20 protein-coding genes are annotated in these 25,525 nt (G+C 71.6%); 6 read left to right on the forward strand and 14 right to left on the reverse strand.

What is annotated here, in order from left to right; translation table 11 throughout:
• A partial coding sequence (locus H0488_RS04425) for a xanthine dehydrogenase molybdopterin binding subunit (protein ID WP_183098076.1) occupies positions 1 to 1,903 on the reverse strand: 1,903 nt, incomplete at its 3' end.
• Positions 1,900 to 3,282 carry a xanthine dehydrogenase small subunit gene (locus H0488_RS04430; protein ID WP_183098077.1) on the reverse strand — a complete coding sequence of 461 codons (1,383 nt, stop codon included), beginning with the start codon at positions 3,280 to 3,282 and terminating at the stop codon, positions 1,900 to 1,902. The genes H0488_RS04425 and H0488_RS04430, both read right to left, overlap by 4 nt.
• Positions 3,283 to 3,464: 182 nt before the next feature.
• On the opposite strand from H0488_RS04430, the gene H0488_RS04435 reads away from it, so the two are divergent.
• From H0488_RS04435 to H0488_RS04450, 4 genes are read left to right on the forward strand one after another with little or no spacing between them, the layout of a single operon-like run.
• On the forward strand, positions 3,465 to 4,556 hold the full coding sequence (locus H0488_RS04435; RefSeq protein ID WP_183098078.1) for an ABC transporter substrate-binding protein: 1,092 nt from the start codon (positions 3,465 to 3,467) through the stop codon (positions 4,554 to 4,556).
• A gap of 3 nt (positions 4,557 to 4,559) precedes the next feature.
• Positions 4,560 to 5,387 carry an ABC transporter ATP-binding protein gene (locus H0488_RS04440; protein ID WP_183098079.1) on the forward strand — a complete coding sequence of 276 codons (828 nt, stop codon included), beginning with the start codon at positions 4,560 to 4,562 and terminating at the stop codon, positions 5,385 to 5,387.
• Positions 5,384 to 6,184, forward strand: a complete 801-nt coding sequence (locus H0488_RS04445) for an ABC transporter permease (RefSeq protein WP_183098080.1) — start codon at positions 5,384 to 5,386, stop codon at positions 6,182 to 6,184. The genes H0488_RS04440 and H0488_RS04445 overlap by 4 nt, the downstream gene beginning before the upstream one ends.
• Positions 6,181 to 7,050: an ABC transporter permease gene (locus tag H0488_RS04450; RefSeq protein WP_312856214.1), complete on the forward strand. Its 870-nt coding sequence runs from the start codon at positions 6,181 to 6,183 to the stop codon at positions 7,048 to 7,050. The genes H0488_RS04445 and H0488_RS04450 overlap by 4 nt, the downstream gene beginning before the upstream one ends.
• Positions 7,051 to 7,229: 179 nt before the next feature.
• Here H0488_RS04450 and H0488_RS04455 read toward each other — a convergent pair whose 3' ends face one another.
• The 4 genes from H0488_RS04455 to H0488_RS04470 form a co-directional block, all read right to left on the reverse strand.
• Complete coding sequence (locus H0488_RS04455; RefSeq protein ID WP_183098082.1) at positions 7,230 to 7,439, reverse strand: hypothetical protein; 210 nt, start codon at positions 7,437 to 7,439, stop codon at positions 7,230 to 7,232.
• Between the two features lie 356 nt (positions 7,440 to 7,795).
• Positions 7,796 to 9,184 carry an HNH endonuclease signature motif containing protein gene (locus tag H0488_RS04460; RefSeq protein WP_183098083.1) on the reverse strand — a complete coding sequence of 463 codons (1,389 nt, stop codon included), beginning with the start codon at positions 9,182 to 9,184 and terminating at the stop codon, positions 7,796 to 7,798.
• Between the two features lie 393 nt (positions 9,185 to 9,577).
• On the reverse strand, positions 9,578 to 11,392 hold the full coding sequence (locus H0488_RS04465) for a CocE/NonD family hydrolase (protein ID WP_312856215.1): 1,815 nt from the start codon (positions 11,390 to 11,392) through the stop codon (positions 9,578 to 9,580).
• A 30-nt stretch (positions 11,393 to 11,422) separates the two neighbouring features.
• Positions 11,423 to 11,968 carry a GNAT family N-acetyltransferase gene (locus H0488_RS04470; RefSeq protein ID WP_183098084.1) on the reverse strand — a complete coding sequence of 182 codons (546 nt, stop codon included), beginning with the start codon at positions 11,966 to 11,968 and terminating at the stop codon, positions 11,423 to 11,425.
• A gap of 76 nt (positions 11,969 to 12,044) precedes the next feature.
• On the opposite strand from H0488_RS04470, the gene H0488_RS04475 reads away from it, so the two are divergent.
• Entirely contained in the window at positions 12,045 to 12,383 is a 339-nt protein-coding gene (locus tag H0488_RS04475; protein ID WP_312856216.1) for an HNH endonuclease, read from the forward strand.
• 7 nt (positions 12,384 to 12,390) lie between these two features.
• Here the strand turns inward: H0488_RS04475 and H0488_RS04480 are convergent, their stop codons facing one another.
• The 8 genes from H0488_RS04480 to H0488_RS04515 all read right to left on the reverse strand — a co-directional run bounded on the left by H0488_RS04480 (position 12,391) and on the right by H0488_RS04515 (position 23,062).
• On the reverse strand, positions 12,391 to 13,206 hold the full coding sequence (locus H0488_RS04480; RefSeq protein ID WP_183098085.1) for a bifunctional allantoicase/(S)-ureidoglycine aminohydrolase: 816 nt from the start codon (positions 13,204 to 13,206) through the stop codon (positions 12,391 to 12,393).
• A complete protein-coding gene (gene allB, locus H0488_RS04485) occupies positions 13,203 to 14,540 on the reverse strand; it encodes an allantoinase AllB (protein WP_183098086.1) in 1,338 nt (445 codons plus the stop codon). Before allB ends, H0488_RS04480 begins: the two co-directional genes overlap by 4 nt.
• The gene (pucL, locus tag H0488_RS04490) at positions 14,540 to 15,427 is read right to left on the reverse strand and encodes a factor-independent urate hydroxylase (protein ID WP_183098087.1); all 888 of its coding nucleotides are present in this window, start codon (positions 15,425 to 15,427) and stop codon (positions 14,540 to 14,542) included. Before pucL ends, allB begins: the two co-directional genes overlap by 1 nt.
• Positions 15,427 to 16,671 carry a DUF6986 family protein gene (locus H0488_RS04495; protein ID WP_183098088.1) on the reverse strand — a complete coding sequence of 415 codons (1,245 nt, stop codon included), beginning with the start codon at positions 16,669 to 16,671 and terminating at the stop codon, positions 15,427 to 15,429. The genes pucL and H0488_RS04495 overlap by 1 nt, the downstream gene beginning before the upstream one ends.
• Positions 16,668 to 18,830, reverse strand: coding sequence for a malate synthase G (locus H0488_RS04500; protein ID WP_183098089.1), 2,163 nt, complete (start codon positions 18,828 to 18,830; stop codon positions 16,668 to 16,670). Before H0488_RS04500 ends, H0488_RS04495 begins: the two co-directional genes overlap by 4 nt.
• Before the next feature lie 60 nt (positions 18,831 to 18,890).
• A complete protein-coding gene (locus H0488_RS04505; protein ID WP_183098090.1) occupies positions 18,891 to 19,814 on the reverse strand; it encodes an EamA family transporter in 924 nt (307 codons plus the stop codon).
• Positions 19,815 to 19,932: 118 nt separating this feature from the next.
• Positions 19,933 to 21,948, reverse strand: a complete 2,016-nt coding sequence (locus H0488_RS04510) for a DUF8754 domain-containing protein (RefSeq protein WP_183098091.1) — start codon at positions 21,946 to 21,948, stop codon at positions 19,933 to 19,935.
• Between the two features lie 25 nt (positions 21,949 to 21,973).
• The gene (locus H0488_RS04515; RefSeq protein ID WP_246371457.1) at positions 21,974 to 23,062 is read right to left on the reverse strand and encodes an SDR family oxidoreductase; all 1,089 of its coding nucleotides are present in this window, start codon (positions 23,060 to 23,062) and stop codon (positions 21,974 to 21,976) included.
• Between the two features lie 158 nt (positions 23,063 to 23,220).
• Here H0488_RS04515 and H0488_RS04520 point away from each other — a divergent pair, with 158 nt between their 5' ends.
• On the forward strand, positions 23,221 to 25,449 hold the full coding sequence (locus H0488_RS04520) for a copper-transporting P-type ATPase (protein ID WP_183098092.1): 2,229 nt from the start codon (positions 23,221 to 23,223) through the stop codon (positions 25,447 to 25,449).
• Positions 25,450 to 25,525: the final 76 nt, after the last annotated feature.

The following is a 25,525-nucleotide window of genomic DNA, read 5'->3' on the forward strand; positions in this document are numbered from 1 at the left end:
GACCGATGTCGACCAGCGGCGACAGGCTGTCGCCGACGTCGTGGACGATGTCGACCCGCTCGACGCGGTAGCTCCCGGTGAACCCGTCGACGGAGACCTCGGCGGCGGCGACGCCGTACGCGAAGTACTTGAACGGCTCGCCCCGCACGGCGACCGGGTCCCACGACAGGCCCTCGGTCTTGTAGAAGCCGGCGGCCCAGAGCTGGACCCGGTCGAGGTACGCCGCGCGGACGACCTCCTCCCAGGTCGCGGTGGCCCCGAGCCGGTCCCGCACCGGCACGATCCGGGCGAGGATCTGCTCGCACGCGTCCTTGACCGCAGCGCCGTTGAGGTCGGCGCCGGCGCTGGCCGCGGTCGCAGAGGTGTTGGGCACCTTGTCGGTGCGGGTCGGCGCCAGCCGGATCCGCTCGATCGGCAGCCCCAGGGCGGTCGCGGCGACCTGCAGCATCTTGGTGTGGAGGCCCTGGCCCATCTCGGTGCCCCCGTGGTTGATCAGCACCGAGCCGTCCTTGTAGACGTGCACGAGCGCCCCGGCCTGGTTGAACGAGGTGAAGTTGAAGGAGATCCCGAACTTCACCGGCGTGATCGCCAGACCCCGCTTGCGGTGGGGGTTCTCGGCGTTGGCGCGCGCGATCTCGGCGCGGCGCCGCTCGAAGTCCGACGTCGCGAGCACCTGGTCCCAGGCGCGCCCGAGGCGCTCGGCGTGCCGCACCGGTTGGCCGTACGGCGTCGCCTGTCCCTCCGCGTAGAAGTTGCGGCGGCGCAGCTCGTGGGCCTCGATGCCCAGCGCCGGCGCGACCCGCCCGAGGATGTCCTCGATCACCAACATCCCCTGCGGCCCGCCGAACCCGCGGAACGCGGTCTGGGACGTCTTGTGGGTCTTCGCGACCCGGCCGTCGACGCGGAAGTGCGGGATCCAGTAGGCGTTGTCGACGTGGCAGAGCGCCCGCGACAGCACCGGTTCCGACAGGTCGAGGCTCCAACCGCCGTCGGAGGTGAGGGTCGCCTCGAGCGCCTGCAACAGCCCATCGTCGTCGAAGCCGACCTTCCACCTCGCGTGGAAGCCGTGCCGCTTGCCGGTGAGGGTCATGTCCTGCTGGCGGGTGAGCCGCACCCGCACCGGACGCCCGGTCACGCGGGCCCCGAGGGCGGCCACCGCCGCGAACCCGTGCGGCTGCATCTCCTTGCCGCCGAAGCCGCCGCCCATCCGCACGCACTGCACGGTGACCTGGTGGCTGGCCAGCCCGAGCACGTGCGCCACGATCTCCTGGGTCTCCGTCGGGTGCTGCGTGCTGGCTTGGATGAACACCTGGCCGTCGTCGTCGACGGTCGCGAGCGACGCGTGCGTCTCCAGGTAGAAGTGCTCCTGACCGGCGAAGTCGATCTCGCCCTCGAACACGTGGCTCGACGCCGCCAGCCCGGCCAGGACGTCTCCGCGCTCCAACCGCGGCCGCGCGCCCTGGAAGCTCTGCTGCTCGATCGCCTCGACCACGCTCACGATCGACGGCAGCGGCTCGTAGTCGACCTCGACCGCCGCCGCGCCGAGCCGCGCCGCCTCCAGCGACTCGCCCAGCACCCACGCGACCGCGTGACCGTGGTACATCACCTCGGTCGGGAACAGCGGCTCGTCGTGCTTGGTCCCGGCGTCGTTGACCCCCGGTACGTCGGCTCCGGTCAGCACCCGCACCACGCCGGGCACGTCGTAGGCCGGCTTCGGCTCGAGCCTGGTGACCATCGCGTGGGCGTGCGGCGCGCAGACCGGGTGCGCGTGCAGGAGGTACGGCGTGCGCAGGGCGATGTCGTCGGTGTAGAGCGCCCGACCCGTGACGTGGAGCGCCGCCGCCTCGTGGGGCCGGGCCTCGCCGACCACGGGCGTCTCGGGCCGCTCGGACAGGCGGCTCATGCGTCACCGCTCTCGAAGAACAGCTTCTCCAGCGACGTCTCGAGCATCGCCTCGCGATAGGCGGCACTCGCCCGATGGTCGTCGATCGGGGTGCCGGTGCGCGAGAGGATCGCGCCAGCCTCGGCCACGACGTCGGCCACCCAGCTGCGCCCGACCAGCGCCTCCTCGGCGGCCGTCGCCCGGATCGGCGTCGCCGCGACCCCGCCCAGCCCGATCGCCGCCCGGCTGACAACGCCGTCGACGACGTCGATCGCGAACGCGATCGCGACCGACGAGATGTCGTCGTACCGCCGCTTGGCGATCTTGTGGAAGCCGGTCAGCGACGCGAGCGGCAACGGGATCCGCACGCTCGCGATCAGCTCACCCGGCCGCAGCACGGTCTCGCGGTAGCCGGTGAAGTAGTCGACCAGCGGCACCGTCCGCTCCCCCGCGGCCGACACCAGGGTCAGCGTCGCGTCGAGCGCGAGCAGCGCCGGCGGCAGGTCGCCGATCGGCGAGGCCGTCCCGACGTTGCCGCCGATGGTGGCGCCGTTGCGGATCAGGCGGGAGGCGAACTGCGGGAACACCTCGTCCAGGAGCGGCACCGCGCCGTCCAGCCGGCGCTCGACCTCGGTCAGCGACAGGCCGGCGCCGATGTCGACGTACTCCTCGCCCCGGGTGAGCACGCGGAGCTCGGGCAGGTGGTCGACCGCGACCAGCAGGCCCGGCCGCGATCCCCGCAGGTTGACCTCGACGCCGAGGTCCGTCGCGCCGGCCAGGGGTACGGCGCCCGGCTCGCCCAGCAGCGCCAGCACCTCTGCGAGCTCGGCCGGCCGTGCGTATCCCGGCATCCGCACCGGCGTCACGGCGGGCGGCGGGGCGGTCGTCCGGAACGACAGGTGGTCACCGGGGGCCGGCGTGCGGAGCGCGTCGGCGGCGTCGACGATCGGGCGGTAGCCGGTGCAGCGGCACAGGTTGCCGGACAGGGCGTGCTCGTCGAAGACCCCGCTCTCGCAGCGCCCGGGACGGTAGTACTCGGCGGCCATGCTGCACACGAATCCCGGCGTGCAGTAGCCGCACTGCGAGCCGCCGCGGACGGCCAGCTCCTGCTGCACCGGGTGCAGGTTCTCCGGCCCTCCCAGCCCTTCGGACGTGACGACCTCCTGGTCGGCGAGCGCGGCGGCCGGGACCAGGCAGGCGTTGACGGCCGTCCACTCGGTCGGCGCATCGACGCCGGCGCGCGCCACCAGCACCGAGCAGGCACCGCACTCGCCCTCCGCGCAGCCCTCCTTGGCACCGGTCAGGCCGAGGCTGCGCAGCCAGTCGAGGGCCGACGTGGGCGGCTCGGCGCCGACCAGGCTGCGGGCCTCGCCGTTGACGGTGACCTGCGGCTGCTCCATGGGGTGAACGGTACGTCGCAGCGATCCCGCCGCGCAGCCGGTCAGGGTCGTCGGAATCTGCCTCGGCCGGTTTAACACGGCCGAAACCGGCGCCACCGAGTCACGAAACGGTCGTCTCCTAGCGTCCCTCGTCAGCAACACCCGTTGCGCCTCGGGACCGCCGCCCTCGCTCAGGAGAACGCATGTCACTCTCGTTCCAGCTCCGCCGTACCCGGCGGCCGGCCGCCGTCGCGCTGGCGGGCGCTCTCTCCCTCGGTCTGGCTGCGTGCGCCTCCGGCGACGATGACGACGAGGCCGCCGACGACGCGAGCCACGGCGAGCTGACCGTGCAGTACTCCTGGATCAAGAACGAGGAGTTCGCCGGCGAGTTCTACGCCGAGGAGCGCGGCTACTACGAGGACGCCGGCTTCTCCGAGGTGACGGCGGTGGCCGGGCCGAGCACCGGCGTGGCGGAGCTGCTCGAGGAGACCGTCGACGTCGCGCTCAGCGACGCCGCCTCGGTCGGTGCCGCGATCGCCGAGGAGGACGTGCCGCTGAAGATCATCGGCGCGACCTTCCAGAAGAACCCCTTCACGATCCTCTCGCTGAAGGACGGTGCCGACATCCAGACGCCGGAGGACCTCAAGGGCAAGAAGATCGGCGTCCAGTCGTCCAACGAGAACGTCTTCAACGCGCTGCTCAACGCCAACGGCATCTCGCGCGACGAGGTCGAGGTCGTGCCGGTGCAGTTCGACCCGACACCGCTCATCGAGGGCGAGGTCGACGGGTTCATGGCCTACCTCACCAACGAGGCGATCACCGTCGGCGCCCAGCAGGAGGTCACCAACCTGGCGTACGCCGAGAACGGCGTCCCCTACGTCGCGGAGACGTTCACCATCACCGACGCCTTCCTCGCCGAGAACCGCGAGGCGCTGAAGGACTTCCTCATCGCCGAGATCAAGGGCTGGACCGACGTCTTCCAGGAGCCGACCGCGGACACCGTCGACCTGGTCGAGAAGTTCTACAACGCGGGCGCGGAGGCCGGCGACATCAACAAGGACTTCGGGCCCCTGCCGCCGACGACCGGAGAGAGCCTGGAAGCGGAGAAGGAGCTGATCTCGACCGAGGAGACCGAGGCCAACGGCCTCTTCACGATCTCCGAGGACCTCCAGGCCGAGACCGTCGCGTCGCTGGCCGCTGCCGGTTGGGACGTGGCTGCGGACGACCTCTTCGACACCTCGCTCCTCGAGGAGATCTACGAGGAGAGCCCCGAGCTCAAGGACTACCTGCCGTGACCGATGGCTGCTGACCACCGGCTGGATGCCGGCGCCCCCGGCGCCCCTGGTGGCACCGGCATCCAGATCACCGGTCTCGGGAAGACGTTCCGGTCCCGCGGCCGCACCACGGTCGCCCTCGAGGACGCCCACCTGCACACCGATCGGGGCGAGTTCCTGGCGCTGCTCGGCCCCTCCGGCTGCGGCAAGTCCACGATCCTGCGCATCCTCGCCGATCTCGACGAGCCGACGACCGGTGAGGCGCTGGTCGACCTGAAGGCGCCCGCCGAGCTCCGGCGCAACAGCGAGCTGGGCATCGCCTTCCAGGACCACGCCCTCCTGCCGTGGCGCACGGTGCGGAGGAACATCCGGCTGCCGTTCGAGGTCGCGGGCCGCGACGTCGACAAGGCGTACGTCGAGGAGCTCATCGACCTCGTGGGCCTCCGCGGCTTCGAGGACGCCAAACCGGCGCAGCTCTCCGGCGGCATGCGGCAACGGGTCTCGATCGCTCGGGCCCTCGCCCTCAAGCCGTCGGTCCTGCTGCTCGACGAGCCGTTCGGTGCGCTCGACGACATGACCCGCCAGAACCTGAACCTCGAGCTGCTGCGGATCTGGACCGAGAAACCGGCCACCACGCTGCTGGTGACCCACGGCATCTCGGAGGCGATCTTCCTCGCCGACAGGGTCGCTGTGATGTCGCCGCGACCGGGGCGGATCAAGGCGATCATCGACGTCACCCTGCCTCGGCCGCGGACCCCCGAGATGATGCGGACACCGGAGTTCCACGCGCTGCAGGACCAGGCGGCCGAGCTGTTGTTCGGCGCCGACGGGCGCGCCGAGGCGGAGTCGTGACCCGGCGCCTCCCCGGCTGGCTCGCGAGCATCATCGGCGCGGTCGCCGTACTCGCGTTGTGGTGGGTGGTGTCGGCGGCCTTCTACCGCCCCGAGGTCGAGGGCGGCTACACGCCGCTGCCGTCACCGTGGGCGGTGTTCGGGACGTTGGCGCGCGACGGTCCCGGCGCGTACTGGACCTACTTCAACGTGACCATCACCGAGGCCTTCCGCGGCTTCCTCTGGGGCAACGGCCTCGCCCTGCTGCTCTCGTCGCTCGTCCTCGTCGTGCCGCGGTTGGAGCGACTGGTCGTCCAGGTCGCCGTGATCACCTACTGCCTGCCGATCGTCGCGATCGGCGGCATCGCGGTGATCGTGCTCGGCGGCGCGGAGAACCCGGGCGACCCGTCGTCGACGGCGATCTTCCTCGCCGCGATGTGCTGCTTCTTCACGACGGTCGTGGGCGCGCTGCTCGGCTTCAAGTCGGCCGACCAGGCGAGCCTCGACGTGGTCCGCGTGTACGGCGGCAACCGTCTCAGCCAGCTGACCAAGGTGCGCCTCGTGGCCGCCCTGCCCGCCATCCTCAACGCGCTGCAGATCGCCGTTCCCAGCGCGTTCCTGGGCGCCGTGCTGGGCGAGTACATGGGCAAGATCGACATCAGCGTCGGAACCCAGCTCATCAAGTTCCAGCAGGCGCTGGACTCCGAGCGGCTGTGGGCGCTGTTCCTCCTGAGCGCCCTCGTCGCGATGATCGGCTACGGGCTGGTCGGGCTGGTCGCCCGCTTCGTCACCCCGTGGGTCTCCGGGCGTCCGTCGTGAGCACCGTCGACGCGACCTCGACCAGGCGGGCCCTGCAGCGCCAGCGCCGCGCCACCGTCCTGAGGGTCATCGGTGAAGGGTCGCTGAATGCCGTCGTCACCCTGGTCGTGGTCGTGGCCCTCTGGGAGCTCCTGCTCCGGCTGGCCGACGTGTCCGACTTCGCGGCCAAGCGGCCCGGCGACGTCTGGAGCTTCCTGTTCGTCACCGAGCCAGGAGCCGCGGCCGACGACACCGCCGCGGCGCACCGCGAGCTGCTGGCGCCGCTGGTGATCGACACGATGCAGGACGCCGCGCTCGGCTTCGTCACCGGCATGGTGATCGCCACCGCGCTCGCGCTGGCATTCACCCTGTCCAAGACGGTCGAGGCCGGCGTACTGCCCTTTGCCCTGTTCCTCCGCAGCGTGCCCCTCGTCGCGATCGCGCCGGCGATCCTGCTGCTGACCGGCATCGGCACCACCCTGTCGGTCGCAGTCATCGGCTGCATCGTCGTGCTGTTCCCCGCGCTGGCATCGGTGATGTTCGGGCTCAGCAGGGCCAGCCGGGAGAGCCTCGACCTGGTCCACGTCTACGGTGGCGGCAGCCTCGCCGCGCTCGCCAAGGTCGCGATCCCGGGAGCGATGCCGTCGATCTTCGCGGCGGCACGGGTCTCGGTGCCGGGCGCGGTCACGGGCGCGATGCTCGCCGAGTGGCTCTCGACCGGCGCCGGGGTCGGCGGGAAGTTCGAAGCCTTCCGAGCCTCGGTGAAGTACGACGAGCTCTGGGCGGCGATCGCCCTCGTCACCTTCCTGACGCTCGTGCTCTACAACGTCGTACAACTGCTCGAGGGCCTGGTGCTCGCCCGGATGGGCATGGCAGACGCGCGGTAGCGACCTCGGTCAGACGCGGGCCAGGCGGCGCGTCACCCAGGCGACGAAGAGCTTCGCGTGCCGGACGTGCCACCCGATCGAGTGGTGCACCTTCTCCTGCTGTCGCACCGCGACCTCCCTCAGCCGAGCTGATATCTGTTACGACGCGCGAGCCGGACGATTGGTTGCATCGGACGGACTTATCGTCCCCGACGCTCGTTGCCCCGCCGGTAGTTGCCCGTCGCACGAGCGAGCAGCTCCTGGTCCTGGTCCTCGTCCTCCCCGAGCAACGAGACCAGCCGCTCCGCCCGCGTCCCGCCGACGGTGACCACCAGCCGTCCGCCCCGGCTGACCAGCACCCGCCCGTCCTTGGTCACGCGGTAGGAGAACGGGTCGTCTTCCAGTCCCATCCCCTGAGTCAACACCGCCGGCACAAGCACCCGCATGAGCCTCAGCGACCGGCGGGAGTCCGGTGGTCGAGGAGGTCGCGCAGCGACCGTCACGAGACCCCCGTCCCGTTGGTCGAGGAGGTCGCGCCGCGCCGGCCCTCCGGTGGTCGAGGAGGTCGCGCAGCGACCGTCACGAGACCCTGTCGCGGTGGTCGAGGAGGTCGCGCAGCGACCGTCACGAGACCCCCGTCCCGGTGGTCGAGGAGGTCGCGCCGCGCCGGCCCCCCCGCTGGTCGAGGAGGTCGCGCAGCGACCGTCACGAGACCCCCGGGCATGCCTGTGGCCCCGCCGGGGGGCGGGGTCCAGTGGTGTGGTGGTCAGGTTGGTGGTTCGGTCCAGCCGGGGTCGACCCAGTCGGGTGGATCCGGGTCGGGATCCACGGGTCGGGGTGGGTCGAGGGTTCGGGTGCCGGTGTGGCCGACGAGCCAGTGCTGTCCGTGGGGGCTGGACCACAGGTACGTCCCGGGTTGGACGACGACGTAGCGCCAGTAGCCGAAGGTCTTGGCCCGGTGATGTCGCCGACACAAAGGGACCAGGTTGCAGGGGCAGGTAGAGCCGCCGGTGGCGTGGGGATGCGCGTGGTCGAGGTCGCAGCGTTCGGCACGACGGACACAGTGCGGGGCGCGACAGGTGTGGTCGCGCAGCTCGACCCGGCGTCGGAGCCGGTCGGGGATCTCGTAGGAGTCGACCGGGACGTGATCGTTGAGGTCGATCACGGGTCGCACGATCACGGTGGTGCCGGGCTGTGCGCACCACAGGCGGATCTGCTCGGCCGGCACCGGGGTCTGGGTATTGCCCCACCGACCCACGGTGTTGCAGCCGGCGGCCGTACTGGCGGTGCCGGTGAGGGCGGTGTCGGTGAGGTGGACGAACAGCTCGACCTTCCGACCCGGCACGGTGCGCAGCTCACCGGTCTCCGGGTCGACGACCTCCAGGTCCAGTGACCGGTCGTGTCGTGCCAGCTCACCGGCGGCCATCGAGCGGCGCACGTCGAGGGACTCCGGGCAACCCAGCTGGCCCAGGACGGTGGCGTGGCGGGTGAGTGCCTGGTCGAGGTCCATCGCGTCGGCGGCATCGAGCACCCCGGAGATGTGGGTGACTCCCTGCCCGGCCTCGGGGGCGTGGATGGTGAAGTGCCGGTGATCGGCGCTCTCCTTGCGCCGTTCCTCCGCAGCCTCGGGGTCGAACCTGTCGATCGCCTCGGCCACGAGGCGTTCGACCTGGACCCAGGTGCAGGTCGGCAACGCGAAGGCCAGGTTACGGTCCACGAACCCCGCCGCGTCCGCGGAGAGGCTGCGGGTGAGCTCGGCGACCCGCAGCGCCTTCCACACCGGGACCTTCCCGGCGACGACGGCGTCGCGGACCCGCGGCAGGCGCCAGCCGCACTCGACGACCTTCCCGACATGGTCCCGGCCACCGTCCAACGACCGGCCCAGGGTCGCGACCAGCTCGGTCAACCCGAACTCGCTGACCAGCGGTGCCCCGGGGCCCGCGATCGGGATCCCGGTATCGACATAGGAGTCGCGGATCGTCGCCGCGCCCTCGAGATCGTCGACCACGTTCGCATCAGCCCACGCGATCACGTTGCGGAACTCCTCGACCTCGACCCGCTGCCGGGCCTGGACGCCGTCGGCGAGGTCGCGCAGCAGCTCGGCGGTGGACCGGCCGTCCGATCCTGCCACCCAAGCACCCCGTGTCTGTTCCATGGAGAACAGTGAACACGAGGGCTCCGACACAACCAAACGACCCGCGACTGCCTGTGGACAAGGCACGACGACCGACCTCGCGGGGTCTCGTGACGGTCGCTGCGCGACCTCCTCGACCACCGGAACGCAGCGACCTCCTCGACCACCGGCGCGAGGGGTCTCGTGACGGTCGCTGCGCGACCTCCTCGACCACCGAAGAGCAGCGTCCCTCCTCGACCGACCTCGCCGGGGGTCTCGTGACGGTCGCTGCGCGACCTCCTCGACCACCGATGGAGCGCAAGGTTCCGGCGCGGGGGTCTCGTGACGGTCGCTGCGCGACCTCCTCGACCACCGACCTCGCGGGTCTCGTGACGGTCGCTGCGCGACCTCCTCGACCACCGGCGGCGCGGGCGGCTATCGGACGACGGGGAGGGTGAGGGTCTGGCCCGGGCCGGAGGCGATGGTGACCGGGGTGGGCTCGAGTCCACCGCGGTAGTTGATCGAGCCTCCGGCGACGATCAACCGGATCCGGTGGCCGGGCTCGAACCGGTGCACGATCGCGGGCAGCCGCACGGTGAAGGGCTTGGTGACATCGGGGATCCGGACGGGCGCCTCGAGACCGCGGATCAGGCGGGCCTTGCCGTCGGGACCGACGTCGGCGACCTTCACGTAGACGACGAGCATGCCCGCCTCGCCGATCGCCTGGGTGACGGCGGCGCTCGGTGCGCTCACCTTCAGCCGCGCGACCGGCGTGCCGACGACGGAGACCGGAGCGGTGAGGGCCGGCGTCTGCCAGGAGGCGTACGTGCCGGGCAGGTCGGTGACCTCGTTGACGGGCTGGCTGCCGAGGTAGCCGCCCAGCACGTCGAGGGTGTTGATCCCGGTCGGCAACCCGGCCGCGGTCGTGAGGAACGACTGCGAGCCGGCCCGCGTCGTCGTACCGGTGACGAGGTCCCCACTCCCCGACAACCGGTAGACGCGGTCGCTGCCGACCGGGAAGGACGAGGCCGTTGCGTACGCCGGCGCGGCGTTGCCGTCGTAGCTCACCCAGTCGCGGAAGTAGGCGAACTCGGGTCCGGTCCCGACGTCGGAGTCCTTGAGGTAGTGGTCCATCCAGCGCACGATCCGCCCGGTCTCGTAGTGAGCCTTGGGGTCGAGGTCGGCGAGGTCGATCTCGCCGGGCGCAGCGGGACCGGAGTGACCCCACGAGTGCCAGATCATCTTGACGTCGGTGCCCTGCCTCTGCAGCGCCTGGTAGGTCGCGATCGCCTCGTTGAGGTTGAAGAGGGTGTCGTTCTCGCCCTGGGCGAGCAGCACGGGCACCTTGATCCGCGGGAGGTACGACGCGACCGACGCATGGCGGAGGGAAGCGACGTCACCGGCTTGCAGGTAGCCGGTGGCGCCGCCGGCCACGAGCGCGGGACACACGAAGTCCGCGAAGTTCGGGCAGGTCAGCAGGTCGGGCGGGACCTGTCCGTTCTGGAGGTCGCTGGTGAGCCCGACGGCCGACAGCCCGACGCCCCACCAGAGCTTGGCCGAGCCCGAGTGCGCGGTCGAGACGCCCCTGGTCTGGTCGGTGCCGTTCGGAGCCAGGCTGTAGCTGAGGTCGTTCCAGGTGATCAGCGGCACCAGGGTGTCGACCCGTGCGTCCATCGCCGCGGTCGCGAACTGGAACCCGCCGCCGTAGGAGCCGCCGAGCGTGCCGACCCGCGGATCGATCTTCCGCGCGATCCCGCGGTGGTCGACGCGGTCGTGCACGACGACGCCGAGGCGCGGGGCCGGCTGGGTGTAAGCTGCGTCGAGGTAGGCGATGCCACCGGCGCCGCCGAGATAGCTGACCAGCTGGCGGCCGGCCTTGCCGTCCCAGTCCGGGTCGTCGAGCGTGATCTTGCAGGAGGAGCCTCCGAAGCCGAGACCGGAGTACGACAGGACGACGTACCCACGACTGGCGAAGGCCTGCCCGATCCCCACCTGGTCGTCCTTGGACCCGCCGAACCCGTTGGTCGTGAGGATCGCGGGCACCCGGTTCGTCCTGGTCGCCCTGGTCGGCACGTAGACATCGCCGACGACGTCGCAGACCTGGTCGTCGTCGGGGCCGACGACCACCTTGAAGTGCAGCGTCGTGACCGTGTACGCCGGCGCGGCCGATGCCGGTCCGGAGCCGCTCGGGACCAGCGCCACCAGGGTCAGCAGCAGAACGAGCAGGACGGACAGCCGCAGATGACGCACGCAGGACAAACGACCCGGACGTGACCGCGGTTACGTCAGGTCGCGACGCATCAGCCAGCGCGGCCGGTGTCCGCTGTGCCCTGCGGTCTCGACGACGCGGGTGAAGCCGTGCTGCTCGAACAGCCGGGTCGTGCCGACGTAGCCCGAGATCACGTCGATGCGCTCGTCGCCGACCTCGGCCGGGTAGCCCTCGACCACCGCGGCCCCGTGGGTCGCGGCATGCGCCACCGCGCCGTCGAGCAGGTCGTGCATGAGGCCCCGTTTGCGGAAGCCCGCGCGGACGACGAAGCACACCGCCGACCACGGGTCGCGGTCGTCGACGTGCGGGATCGTGCGCGAGCGCATGAGTCGTCGGTACGACGTGCGCGGCGCGATCGAGCACCAGCCCGCAGGCTCGCCGTCGACGAATGCGAGCACGCCGGGCCCGGGCTCGCCGGCGCACTCCTCCTGCATGGCGCGGCGGCGGTCGTCCAGGCCGAGGGACGAGTTGCGGTAGGCCATGCAGAGGCAGCGGCTGCCCACAACAGCGGCGAAGTCGTCGTAGTGCCCGACGGCCGGGAGGATCTCCACGCTCACGTCTCTCACCGTAGGCAGCCGCGCCGACACCGGCGAGCGTCCGCACCCGCGGCACCGCGCGTCGTACGCTCCGCTCGTGACGTCCCGCACCCGAGCCGCGACGTACGCCCGCCGGCGCAAGCGGCGGATGGCCAGGGTCGAGCACGACCTGACCGACGTGCAGTGGGCGCAGCTGCGAGCCCAGTGGGGCGGCTGCGCCTACTGCGGCGCGGACGACCCGGCGCTCCAGAAGGACTGCGTCCTGCCGATCTCGCGCGGCGGCCGCTACACGCTGGCCAACGTGGTGCCGGCCTGCCGGTCGTGCAACGCCAGCAAGTGCAACCTGGAGGTCACCACCTGGATGCGCCGCAAGAAGCTGGACGAGCGCGCGTTCCTGGTGCGGCAGGCCGAGCTCGCCCGCCGGCTCATCGAGTAGCGCGGGGCTAGATGCTCAGCCCGACGTGCCGGTTGACGTCCTTGTAGAGCAGGTAGCGGAACCGCCCCGGCCCTCCGGCGTAGCAGGCCTGCGGGCAGAAGGCGCGCAGCCACATGAAGTCACCCGCCTCGACCTCGACCCAGTCCTGGTTGAGGAGGTACATCGCCTTGCCCTCGAGGACGTACAGGCCGTGCTCCATCACGTGCGTCTCCGGGAACGGGATCGTCCCGCCCGGCTCGAAGCTCACGATGTTGACGTGCATGTCGTGGCGCAGGTCCGAGGCGTCCACGAACCGCGTGGTCGACCACACGCCCCGGGTGTCGGGCATCGGGACCGCGGACACGTCCTGCTCCCGGGTGACGAAGGCGTCGGGGGCCTCGATCCCGTCGACACGTCGATAGCTCTTCCTGATCCAGTGGAAGGTCGCCGTGGTCTCCCCGGTGTTGCGCAGGGTCCAGAGGGCGCCGGGGGGCAGGTAGGCGTAGGAGCCCGGGCCCAGGGCGTGCGCCTCGCCGTCGATGGTCAGCGTCGGCGACCCGCCCACGACGAACAGCACCGCCTCGGCGTCGCTGTCGTCCTCCGGCCGGTCCGATCCGCCGCCCTCGGCGACCTCGACGACGTACTGGCTGAACGTCTCGGCGAACCCGGACAGCGGCCGCGCGAGCACCCACAGCCGGGTCTGCTCCCAGTGGGGGAGGTACGACGCGGTGATGTCACTGAGGGTCCGGGCCGGGATGACGGCGTACGCCTCGGTGAAGTGCGCCCGGTCGGTCGTGAGCGCGGACTGGGGCGGCAGTCCGCCTCGGGGAACGTAGTAGGTCATCGGACGCCTCTCCTCAGTAGCCGGCCCCGCGGAGCGTCGTCGGCTCCGAGCAGTATCGGTGCACCGCGCAGCCAGGTCTCGCGAACCACGCCGTCCAGCCGACGACCGGAGTACGCCGACACGGGGTTGCGGTGGTGCAGCGCGGCGACGTCGACCGTGAACTCGTCGTCCGGGGCGAAGCGCACGAGGTCGGCATCGGCACCGACCGCGATCCGTCCCTTGTGGCCCAGCCCCACGCGGTCGGCCGGCGCGGTGGCCATCCAGCGCACCACGTCGGCCAGGTCGTGGCCGCGGGCGCGGGCACCGGTCCACACCGCCGGGAGGCCGAGCTGGAGCGAGGCGATGCCGCCCCACGCGGCACCGAAGTCGCCGCCACCCCTGGCCTTGAGGTCGGCGGTGCACGGCGAGTGGTCGGAGACCACGAAGTCGATGTCGCCGGCGGCGAGCGCACCCCACAGCGCCTCGCGGTTGTCCGTCTCGCGGATGGGCGGACAGCACTTGAGCGCGGTCGCGCCGTCCGCGATCTCCTCGGCGGCGAAGGTCAGGTAGTGCGGACAGGTCTCGGCGGTCACGTCGACCCCGTCGGCACGCGCCGCCTGCAGCAGGGGCACCGCGTCGGAGCTGCTCAGGTGCACGACGTGCGCGCGGCCGCCGGTCGCCCTCGCCTGCTCGACGACCCAGTCGATCGCCACGTTCTCCGCGGCCCGCGGCCGCGAGGCCAGGAAGCCGGCGTAGCGCGGACCGTCGAGCGCGCTCTCGTCGATCAGGTCGCCGTCCTCGGCGTGCACGATCATCAACGCCCCCAGCTGCGCGGTCAGCTCCAGGTACTCCGCGAACTGGTCCAGCTCCAGGAACGGGAACTCCTCCACCCCGGACTCGATCAGGAAGCACTTGAAGCCGAAGACCCCTGCGTCGTGCAGGGCCTGCGCCTCCTGCCCGTTCCCCGGGACCGCGCCGCCCCAGAAGCCGACGTCGACCACGACCTGCCCCTCGGCCGCGGTCCGCTTCGCTTCCAGGCCGGCAAGGGTGGTCGTCGGCGGGATCGAGTTGAGCGGCATGTCCACGATCGTCGTCACGCCGCCGGCGGCGGCCGCCCTGGTCGCGCTGGCGAAGCCCTCCCACTCAGTGCGACCGGGCTCGTTGACGTGGACGTGGGTGTCGACCAGGCCCGGCAGCAGCACCTCGTCGTCGGCCAGGTCGACCGTGCGCAGCGCGTCGGGAGGCTCGTCGTACGGCGTGATCGCGGCGATCTGCTCCCCGCTCACCCCCACGCACGCGGCGGTCTCGGCCCCGTCGACGATCGCTCGTCGCGCCCGGAGGACCAGGTCGAGCATCAGCAGAAACCGGGCACGTGGAGCCACGCGTCGCCGGCCGGCGGGGCTCCGTCGCGGGTCACCTGCGCCTCGATGAGCCCGTAGGGCCGGTCCGCGGCGATGAAGACCTCGCCGTCGTTGGTCAGCCCGTCGACCTGGAAGCCGCTGAAGTCGACGAGGAAGTGGTGCTTGTTGGGGGCGGAGAACCTGATCTCGGCGATCTCCTCCCGGCTGTCGAGCACAGCGCTGCCCATCGCGTACAGCGTCTCCTGGAGGGCCCGCGAATAGGTGCCCGCGAAGGTCTCGAGGAGGGTCTGCAGCACCGCGGCATGGGAGGCGTTCCAGTCGATCCCGTCGACCACCGTGTGCCGCCACTTCGCGACGAGGGAGGTCGCCAGGATCCGGTCGTCGGCCTCCGGCAGCGTCGTGAACTCGTCCTTGAGGAAGCCTCGGAACTCCGAGTCCGTGGAGTTGAGCACCACCAGGTCCGAGATCCCGGAGAGGACCACCGTCCGCTCCCGACCGACGGTCACCACCGCGGTGCGGACCGCCCCGCCCCGGCGTACGAACGAGTGGTCGCCGATCCGGTCCCAGGCGTACTCCTCGATCCGCACCTGCGCGGTGTGCGCGGCGGGGCACGCGTCGAGGAGCCGCCGCCCCAGCGCCAGCCCGTAGTCCTCGATCGAGGAGATCCCGTGGAGCTTCGCGTAGGCGAACGCGGTGTTCTTCTGGGTGTCGGTCGGCAGCACGGCTGCCTGGTCGCCGGTGGCGTGTGCGTCCTCGAAGTCGCCGCGCAGCGAGGTCGACACGTTGAGGTCGCGGATCTCGTGGCGCGGGGTGTCGCGCACGATCCGGACCACGCGGTTCTCGGCCTTGCCGTACTGGTTGAGTCCCAGCTTGTTCGCCATCAGCTGCTCCTGGATCGGTTGAAGGACAGGGAGAAGAGCCGGTCGGCGTCGAGGCCGACGCCGTCGACGACCTCGGCTTCGTCGACGGCCCCGCTCTGCACGCCGCGCAGGAGGTACGACGCCAACGCGCGCGCAGTGGCCGGCTCGTCGGCGATCCCGTGCGTGGTGTTGTTCGTGTACGCCGCCAACCGCTGGAGCGCGCGGGGCAGGGCCTCCCGGTAGAAGGCGTACGTCGCGGCGTACCTGGTCGGCAGCTGACCCGGATGGAGGTCCCACCCCTGGTAGAAGCCCCGCTCCAGGGAGCGCCGCACCAGCCGGTGGTGGTTGGCCCACGCGGCGACCACGGCGTCCGCGTCGCCGACCGGCAGCAGGTTCGTCGAGCCGTCGCTCAGGTGGACGCCGGTGCCGGCGGCGGCTGCCTGCATCACCAGCTTCGCGTGGTCGGCCGCCGGGTGCTCCAGCGACTGGTGCTCGGCGACGATGCCGCAGGCGGCCGAGTAGTCGTAGGTGCCGAAGTGCAGACCCTTCAGCCGCGCTCCGCCGGCGTGCACCATCCGCGCCACCGTGGCGGTGCCGTCGGCCCCGAGCACCGACTGCGGCGTCTCGACCTGGATCTCGAACCGGAGCGCTCCCTCGGAGCGACCGAGCTCCTGCTCGAACCGTGCGCAGGTCTCGACCATCGCGTCGACCTGCTCGACGCGCGTCACCTTGGGAAGGGTGACCACCCAGTCCTCGAAGCTGACCCCCTGCTCGAGCAGGGTCGTGAGGAACGACGTCAGCGTCCGGACCGACCGGGTCCGGGTCGCCGCCTCGAAGCACTTGATCCGGATCCCACCGAAAGGCGCAGCGGTCCCGGCTCGCCGGCTCTCGGCCAGCGCCCGTGCGGCGCGCACCGCGTCGGCGTCCTCGTCGGCGTCGCTGCGGCCGACGTAGCCGTCCTCGAAGTCGATCCGGAGGTCCTCGACCGGCTCGCTGCCGAGCTTGAACCGGACCCGCTCCACGAGGCCGGCGTCGCCCACCAACGCGCCGAACCGGTCGGCGTGCTCGTCGACCAGCCGGAGCGCAGCCTCCCCGTACGACGGGACGAGGTCGGCGTCGTAGCGGTCAGCCGGCACGTAGACCGTGTGGACCGGCTGGCGTCCCGGCCGCTCGCCGGGGTACGACGCCGCCAGCTCGGCGTCGGTCGCGGCCAGCAGCTCGTCGAGCCGCGCCAGGAGGGTGCTCGCCAGGTCGTCGGCGGTCATGAGGCCTCGCGCTTCCGGGCCCGTCGACGCCGGTGCAGGATCGGCTCGGTGTAGCCGGACGGCTGGCCGAGCCCCTCGAACACGAGCTCGCGGGCGGCGAGGAACGCCTCGCCGTCGTACGACGGGCCCATCGGCTCGTAGCCCGGCCCCGCCTGCTGCTCGTCGACGACGTCGGCCATCCGGCGCAACGCCTCCTCGACCTGGTCCGGGGTCACGACGCCGTGGCGCAGCCAGTTGGCCACGTGCTGGCTGGAGATCCGGCAGGTCGCGCGGTCCTCCATCAGCGCGGTGCCGTGGATGTCGGGCACCTTCGAGCAGCCGACGCCCTCGTCGATCCACCGCTTCACGTAGCCGAGGATGCCCTGGAGGTTGTTGTCGATCTCCGCCAGCCGCTCCTCCTCCGACCACGAGGAGGCGTCGCCGATCGGCACCGTCAGCAGCTGCTCGAGCGTGGCACGGGACCGACCGGCCAGCTCGCGCTGCCGGGCCGCGACGTCGACCTCGTGGTAGTGGAGCGCGTGCAGGGTGGCGGCGGTGGGCGAGGGCACCCAGGCGCAGGTCGCGCCCGCCTTCGGGTGCCCCGACTTCTGCGCGACCATCGCGGCCATCTCGTCGGGCATCGCCCACATGCCCTTGCCGATCTGGGCGCGGCCGTGGAACCCGCACTCCAGGCCGATGTCGACGGAGCGGTCCTCGTAGGCCAGGATCCACGGCTGCGACTTCATGTCGCCCTTGCGGACCATCGGGCCGCCGAGCATCGACGTGTGCAGCTCGTCGCCCGTTCGGTCGAGGAAGCCGGTGTTGATGAACGCGACCCGGCCGCGCGCGGCATGGATGCAGGCCCTCAGGTTGGCGGAGGTACGCCGCTCCTCGTCCATGATGCCGAGCTTGATCGTGCCGCGGCCGAGCCCCAGCAGGTCCTCGGTGCGCGCGAACAGGTCGTCGGTGAACGCCACCTCGTCCGGCCCGTGCATCTTGGGCTTGACCGCGTACATCGAACCGGTCCGGGAGTTGCGGAGCGTGCCCCGGCCCTGCAGGTCGACCAGGCTGCACAGGGCGGTCACGATCGCGTCGAGGATCCCCTCGGGGACCTCCTCCCCCGCCTCGTCGAGCACTGCGTCGGTCGTCATCAGGTGCCCGACCTGCCGGACGAAGAGCAGCGACCGCCCGGGGAGCACCACCGGCCCGGCGGGTCCGTCGTACTCGCGGTCGGGGGCGAGCGTCCGGGTGAAGGTCTCACCGCTCTTCGCCACCTCGGCGCTGAGCGTGCCGCGGTTGACCAGGAGCCAGTTGCGGTAGGCCGCCACCTTGTCGGCGGCGTCGACCGCGGCGATCGAGTCCTCGAGGTCCAGGATCGTCGACACCGCCGCCTCGACCAGCAGGTCCTTGACCCCGGCGGCGTCGTCGGCGCCGATCGGGTGGTCGCGATCGACCTGGATCTCGACGTGCAGCCCGTGGTGGACGAGCAGGACGCCGTCGGGAGCCGCGGCACCGCCCCGGTGTCCGACGTACTGCCCCGGGTCGGCCAGGCCGGTCGTGCCGTCGGCGAGCTCGACCGAGAGCGCGCCGCTCTCGACGGAGTAGCGCCGCGCGTCGGCATGGCTCCCGGTCGCCAGCGGGAAGTGCGCGTCGAGGAACGCCCGCGCCCGCTTGATGACCTCGGCTCCGCGTCGCGGGTTGTACGACGCGCCGCGCTCGCACCCGTCGTCCTCCGACAGCACGTCGGTGCCGTACAGGGCGTCGTACAGCGAGCCCCACCGGGCGTTCGCCGCGTTGGCGGCGAACCGCGCGTTCAGCACCGGTACGACGAGCTGGGGGCCGGCGATCACCGCGACCTCGTCGTCGACGGGGCCGGTCTCGATCGTGAACGCGGGCGGCTCGTCGACCAGGTAGCCGATGTCGCGCAGCATCCGGAGGTAGGCCGCCTGGTCCCGGACCGGTCCGGGGTGGTCGGTGTGCCACTGGTCGAGGTGGCGCTGGAGCTCGTCGCGGTGGACCAACAGCTGCCGGTTGCGCGGAGTGAGGTCGGCGAGGATCTCCTCGACGCCGGCCCAGAAGACCCGCTCGTCGATGCCGGATCCGGGCAGCGCCTCGTCGCACACGAAGGCGTGGAGCTCCTCAGCGACCTGGAGCCCCCCGACCTGGATCCGATGCGGCATCAGCACAGACTAGGAGGTCCGGCCAGGCGGCGTCTCCGAACGGCGTCGCCGAACGGTCGGTCAGACCGGCTCGAGAGCAGGCTCCTCCGCGCGCTTCGGAAGGCGTTCGACCGAGATCACGATCGCGACGGCCACGACGATGATCAGCCCGCCGACCACCACGCTGCTCGTGATCGGCTCGGCGAGGATCAGCCAGCCGAGGAAGACCGCGACCACCGGGTTGATGTAGGCGTACGTCGCGACCAGGCCGATCGGGGCGTTGGACAGCAGCCACACGTAGGCGCTGAAGGCCAGCATCGAGCCGAAGATCACGAGGTAGGACCAGGCCAGCCAGGTCTGGGCGCCGTACTCCAGGGGTGCGGGGTCCTCACCGCGCGCGAGGCCGACCGCGATCATCATCACGCCGCCGGTCCACATCTCGTGGACGGTGAGCACGAAGGCGTTCTCGGGCAGGGTGAGCCGGGGCTGCACCCAGGACCCGAACGCCCAGAAGGCGCTCGCCGCGAGCACGAACGCCGCGCCGGTCAGCGTCCCGTGCCCCTCGTCACGGCCACCGAGCACCAGCCACGCCAGCCCGACGAACCCCAGCAGGACGCCGAGCACCGACCACATCCGCGGCCGGTCACCTCCGAGGAAGCGGTAGGCGACGACGAAGAGAGGTACGGCGGCGACGAGCAGCGCGGCCACCCCGCTGGGCGTGCCGATGCTCTCGCCGATCGCGACGAAGCCGTTGCCGAGCAGCGGCAGCATCAGCCCCAGCAGCGCGGCGCCCAGCAGCTCCGCGCGCGAGACCCGGACGTCGACGCCGCGCAGCGCGAGCAGCCCGCCGAGGAGCAGGCCCGCGAGGAGGAACCGGCTGCCCATCCCGGTCAGCGGCGGCATCTCCTCGACGACGACCCGGATCGCCAGGTAGGTGGAGCCCCACACGACGTACACGATCATGAGCGCGGCTGCGACCAGCCCGACCTTCGCCCCTGTGACCATCCGCTTCCCGCCTGCCGCCCGTGCCTGGATCCTCAAGGCCGCAACGGCGCTGCGCAATCCGATATTGCCGGCACCGGCCGGGTTGGCCGGGAGTCGACGGAATCTGGCAGTTCCTCGATCAAGCGTGGACGGCGGCCCGGGCTGCGAGCGCGAGGGTGCGGATCCGGTCGATGTCGGCGGGCGTGTAGACCCCGTTGACGCCCGAGATGGTGGCCAGCTTCATGCCGTGCTTGAGCCCGAGCCGGTAGATCTCCTTGACCTTCTCCCACTCGATGTTGCGGCCGACAGTGAAGCTCTCGTAGCGGCCTTCCAGCGCCAGGACGACGGTCTCCGCGAGGCACGCGTACGCGACGTTCTTCGGCAGCCCGATGTCGCGCATCTGCACGTCGCCGGGGAGCTCGATCTCACCGGACTCGATCACCAGCACGTCGGGGCGCTTGGCGACGTCCTCGGCGGACAGGTCGAGCGGCCGGGCGACGTCGGTGATGACGCACCCGGGCTTGACGGCCATGATGTCCAGGACCCGCTTCCCGGCTCCCGAGGTGGCCGTCACGATCAGGTCCATGTGGGGCAGCGCGTCGTCGGGCGTGGCCGAGATGTGCACCTCGGCGCCGGGGTGCTCCTGCTCGATCAGCATCTTGAGCGCCAGCAGCTTCGCGGACTCAGGAGACACCAACCAGAGCCTGGCCTCCGCGACCGCCAGCAGCCGGGCGCAGACCGAGCCGATCGCACCGGTGGCTCCGACGACCATCGCGTTGCCGCGGATCACGCCGCCGTCATCCACCTCGACGAGGCCGAGCTGGTGCAGCGCCTCGTGGGCCGCCCACAGGGCGCCCGACGCGCTGTAGCTGTTGCCGGTCGTGACGGGCAGCGGGGCTTGCCGCGCCACCGTCACGCCGGCGTCGCCGACGACCTTGGTGAAGGCGCCGAGGCCCATGATCTGTGCGCCGAGCTTGCGGGCGGTCTCGGCGGCTGCCAGCAGGCGCCGGTAGGTGAACTCGGGGCTGGGCGCCAGCATCTCGCGCGGGGTCCCCCCGACGGTGATCAGCCAGCCCTCGGCCTCCGCGCCGGTCGGCGAGGTGATGCCGGTGACGTGGCTGTAGGTGAACGGCGGGCTGTAGGCCACCGCCTTCTCCACCAGGTCCATCACGGGTCCGGGCGCGACCCGCGACACGGTGCGGAGCGGCTCGACGTTGCGCAGGTACTGCTGCGACAACGGGTGGATCACGAACGCGAAGCGGCTCTTGCGCTTGAAGCCGTTGGGGTAGAGCAGCCGCGGCTCCAGGCCCGCGGCGACGATCATGTCCAGCAGGTCGTCGTTGGTCAGCGTGCTGCCGCTCTGCACCGAGGCGATCATCAGGGCCTGCAGCGCGGCCGCGCTCACGGTGACGTCGAACGGCTGCGGCGTCATGTCCACGACCAGGTCGACGCCGCGGTCGCCGAGCTCGGACAACCGCTCCTCGGAGATCGCCGACGTGATCAGCGTCTTGCCGGCGAGGTCCTCGAGCCCGAAGCCGTCCAGCTCGTCGTACGTCGCCACCAGGACGTCGCACTCGCGGGCGGCTCGTCGCGCCAGGGCGCGGGAGGCCAGCCGTCCCGGTGTGCCGGCCTGGGTCCGGAGCCCGTCGGGGACCATCCGCAGGGGCAGCGCCGCCGCATCGCCGACGACGTCGGCGGCCAGCCCCAGGATCGGGTTGACGTGCAGCCGGCCCGGGAGGTCCAGCCGGAGCATCGGATCGGCGAACTCGATGTTCTGGGTGCGCTCGCGCAGGATGCGGGTGACCCGGTCGTGGTTCTGACCGCCCAGCACGACGGTCCTGGCATTGGTGAAGTAGCCCGGCATCTCGGTGTCCACCCGCCGGACCGCCCACTCCTGCAGCACCTCGAGCAGCTGGACGCCGTCGGTGACCGGGGTCGACCCGGCCACAGCCTGTGCGTCCCGCACGCCGGTGACCGCCAGCACGGCTGCCTCGGGCGCCCACTCCCGCACGAGCGTGCGGGCGGCGGCGACGTCGCCGCCGGTGCCGCGGCGGGCGATCCGGAACGGCTTCCCGAGGAAGGTGACCGTCGTGTCGTGGTCCCGTTCCGGGCCCATCAGGCTCACGTTGACGACCAGCTGCGTCGCGTCTGTCATGTCGCTCCCTCCGGTGTGCACGGCGCTAGACCATCGCCGCGGAGTCGAACTCGGGGTGCTCGACCATGAAGTCGAGCAGCCGGTCGGCGTACTCCTCGAAGCGCGGGCAGGAGACGCCCGTGCCGGCCAGGTCGGTCACCGTGTTGGTGGTGTCGTAGGTCGTGGGTGAGGCGAAGTAGTCGAGCGCCTCGACGGGCAGGCCCATCAGCCGCTCGGCCAGGGGCAGCGAGACCGCGGCGCGCGTGACCGACAACGGCAGCGGCACCCAGACCACCCGCTTGCCCAGTCGCCGGGCGAACGCGTCGACGAGCTCACGGGCCGTCGGCGGATCCGGGTCGGTGAGGGCGTAGGTCTTGCCCAGCGACTCCTCCAGCACCGACAACCGGTCCAGCGCGTCGATGACGAAGTCGCGCGGCACCAGGCAGAACCGCACCTGGTCCGGGTCGGCCACGGCCGGTACGACGGCGACCCGCGGCTGGCGCCGCAGGAACGTGGCCAGGAAGTACGGCCCGTCGTACTTCTGGGTCGCGCCGGTCGTGGAGTCACCGACCACGATGCCGGGCCGGTAGATCGTCGCCGGCAGTCCGTCCGCCATCGCCTTGCGCACGAGCAGCTCGGCGTCGTACTTGGTCGACTCGTAGTGGTTGCGGAAGTCCTGTCCGACGTCCAGCTCGTCCTCGCGGAACCTCCCGGCGTACCTCCCGCTGACGTAGCAGGTGCTGACGTAGTGCAGCCGTTCGAGGCGCGGGAGACCGCGGCAGAGGTCGAGGACCCGGTCCGTCCCGAGGACGTTCACCGAGCGCGCCGCCCGCTCACCCACGGCCAGGTCGTAGACCGCGGCCAGGTGCCACACCTCGGTGACGTCCGCGACCAGCGGCACGTCGGCCTCGTCCAGACCGAGCCCGGGGGCGGTGATGTCCCCCACCACGAGCCGAACCCGCCCGGCGACGTGCGGCTCGGCGGCCTCGATCTCCGCCAGCTTGTCCCTGGCCTGCGCCAGGTGCCGGTCCTGCACCACGCAGACCGCCTGCACTCCCGGCCGCCTGCCGAGCAGCCGGCCCAGCAGGGCCGAGCCCAGGAATCCGGGGAATCCGGTCATCAACAGCGCCGACATGGTCGCCCTCGCCTCCCTCGATCGCGTCCTTCCAGCCTTCCATCGCTGATCGTGGCGACCCAGGGCCGAACGTCCCGTCGGCTACCGACGAAAGACGCGGACCGGCTTCTCTTTCCGCCACCCCTTGACTACATACCCCTAGGGGGTATGGTGGAGCCATGACGAGCCACCACCACCACGCGCCGGCACCGACCGATCACCCGACCGATCACCACCCCGGCGGCGGCGCCGCCGCGCCCAGCCTCGACGGGGAGGCCGTGGAGTACACCTGCCCGATGCACCCCGAGATCCGGCGGCCCGGACCCGGTTCGTGCCCGATCTGTGGCATGGCGCTGGAGCCGGTCATGGTGACCGCCGACACCGGGCCGTCGCACGAGCTGGTCTCGATGACCCGCCGGTTCTGGGTCGGCGTCGTGCTCTCGATACCGGTCCTCGTGCTGGGCATGGGCGCGGACCTGCTGGAGTCGATCGAAGACCTGCTCTCCCCCGAGGCGTCGAGCTGGGCGCAGCTCGTGCTCGCCACCCCGGTGGTGCTGTGGGGCGGCTGGCCGTTCTTCCAACGCGGCTGGGCGTCGGTGCGCACCCGCAACCTCAACATGTTCACCCTGATCGCGATGGGCACCGGCGTGGCCTGGCTGTTCAGCGTGGTCGCGACGATCGCCCCCGACATCTTCCCGGACGCCTTCCGGATGGACGGCGCCGTCGACGTGTACTTCGAGGCCGCCGCCGTCATCACCACCCTCGTCCTGCTCGGACAGGTCCTCGAGCTGCGGGCACGGGAACAGACGTCGGGGGCGATCAAGGCGCTGCTCGACCTCAGCCCGAAGACCGCGCGACGGGTCCGCGACGACGGCAGCGACGAGGAGGTCTCCCTCGACGCGGTCCAGATCGGCGACCGGCTGCGGGTCCGTCCCGGCGAGAAGGTGCCGGTGGACGGCGTCGTCGAGGAGGGCAGGTCCTCCGTCGACGAGTCGCTGGTCACCGGGGAGTCCATGCCCGTGACCAAGACCGTGGGTGACGCCGTGATCGGCGGGGCCATCAACAGCACCGGTGGCTTCGTGATGCGCGCGGAGCGGGTCGGCCGCGACACGCTCCTGTCGCGGATCGTGGCCATGGTGGCGGAGGCACAACGATCTCGAGCCCCCATCCAGCGGGCGGCGGACCGGGTCGCAGGGGTCTTCGTGCCGGTCGTGATCGCCATCGCGGTGATCGCGTTCGTCGTGTGGGCCGTCGCGGGCCCCGACCCCCGACTCGCCCACGGCCTGGTGGTCGCCGTCGCGGTGCTCATCATCGCCTGCCCGTGCGCGCTCGGGCTGGCGACGCCGATGTCGATCATGGTCGGCGTCGGACGCGGTGCCCGGATGGGTGTGCTGATCAAGAACGCCGAGGCGCTCGAACAGCTGGAGAAGGTCGACACCCTGGTCGTGGACAAGACCGGGACGCTGACTGAGGGACGCCCGGCGGTGACCCAGGTCGTGCCGGCGATCGGCGCCGACGACGAGCCCTTCACGGACGCCGACGAGATCCTGCGCCTCGCAGCCGGCGTCGAGCGCGCCTCCGAGCACCCGCTCGCCGACGCGATCGTCGCCGCGGCGACCGAGAGAGGCATCCCGATCCCCGAGGTCAGCGACTTCGACTCCCCCGCGGGGCGCGGCGTCGTCGGCGTCGTCGAGGGCAAGCGGGTCCTGCTCGGCAACGCCACCTTCGCCGGAAGCCAGGGCGTCGACACGAGCGCGCTGGCCGACGAGGCGGATCGGCTGCGCAGCGACGGGGCGACCGCCATCTTCGTCGGCATCGACGGGCAGCCCGCCGGGATCGTCGCCATCGCCGACCCCGTGAAGGCCACCACCCTCGACGCGCTCACGGCGCTGCGCGAGGAGGGCGTCGAGGTCGTCATGCTCACCGGCGACAACCGGGTCACCGCCGACGCCGTCGCCCGCCGGCTCGGGGTCGACCGGGTCGAGGCCGAGGTCCTGCCCGACCACAAGGCCGACGTGGTCAAGCGGCTGCGCGCCGAGGGCCGCGTCGTGGCCATGGCCGGGGACGGCGTCAACGACGCGCCCGCGCTGGCTGCCGCCGACGTCGGCATCGCCATGGGCACCGGCACCGACGTGGCGATCGAGTCCGCCGAAGTCACCCTGCTCAACGGAGAGCTCACCGGCATCGTCCACGCCCGGCGCCTCTCGGCAAGGACGATGGCGAACATCCGGCAGAACCTGGTCTTCGCCTTCATGTACAACGCCGCCGGCATCCCCATCGCGGCCGGAGTGCTCTACCCGGTGACCGGGATGCTGCTCTCGCCGATGATCGCCGCCGCGGCGATGGCCCTGTCCTCGGTCAGCGTCATCGGCAACGCCCTACGGCTGCGCACCCAGAACATCGGCTGAGCCGGGCAGGGCAATTCGCCTGCAGCCCGGCCCTCGGATGCGGCATCGTGGTCAGCGACCCGATGCGATGAGGACT

It is taken from the genome of Nocardioides pelophilus (assembly GCF_014180685.1).
Lineage (GTDB): Bacteria > Actinomycetota > Actinomycetes > Propionibacteriales > Nocardioidaceae > Nocardioides > Nocardioides pelophilus.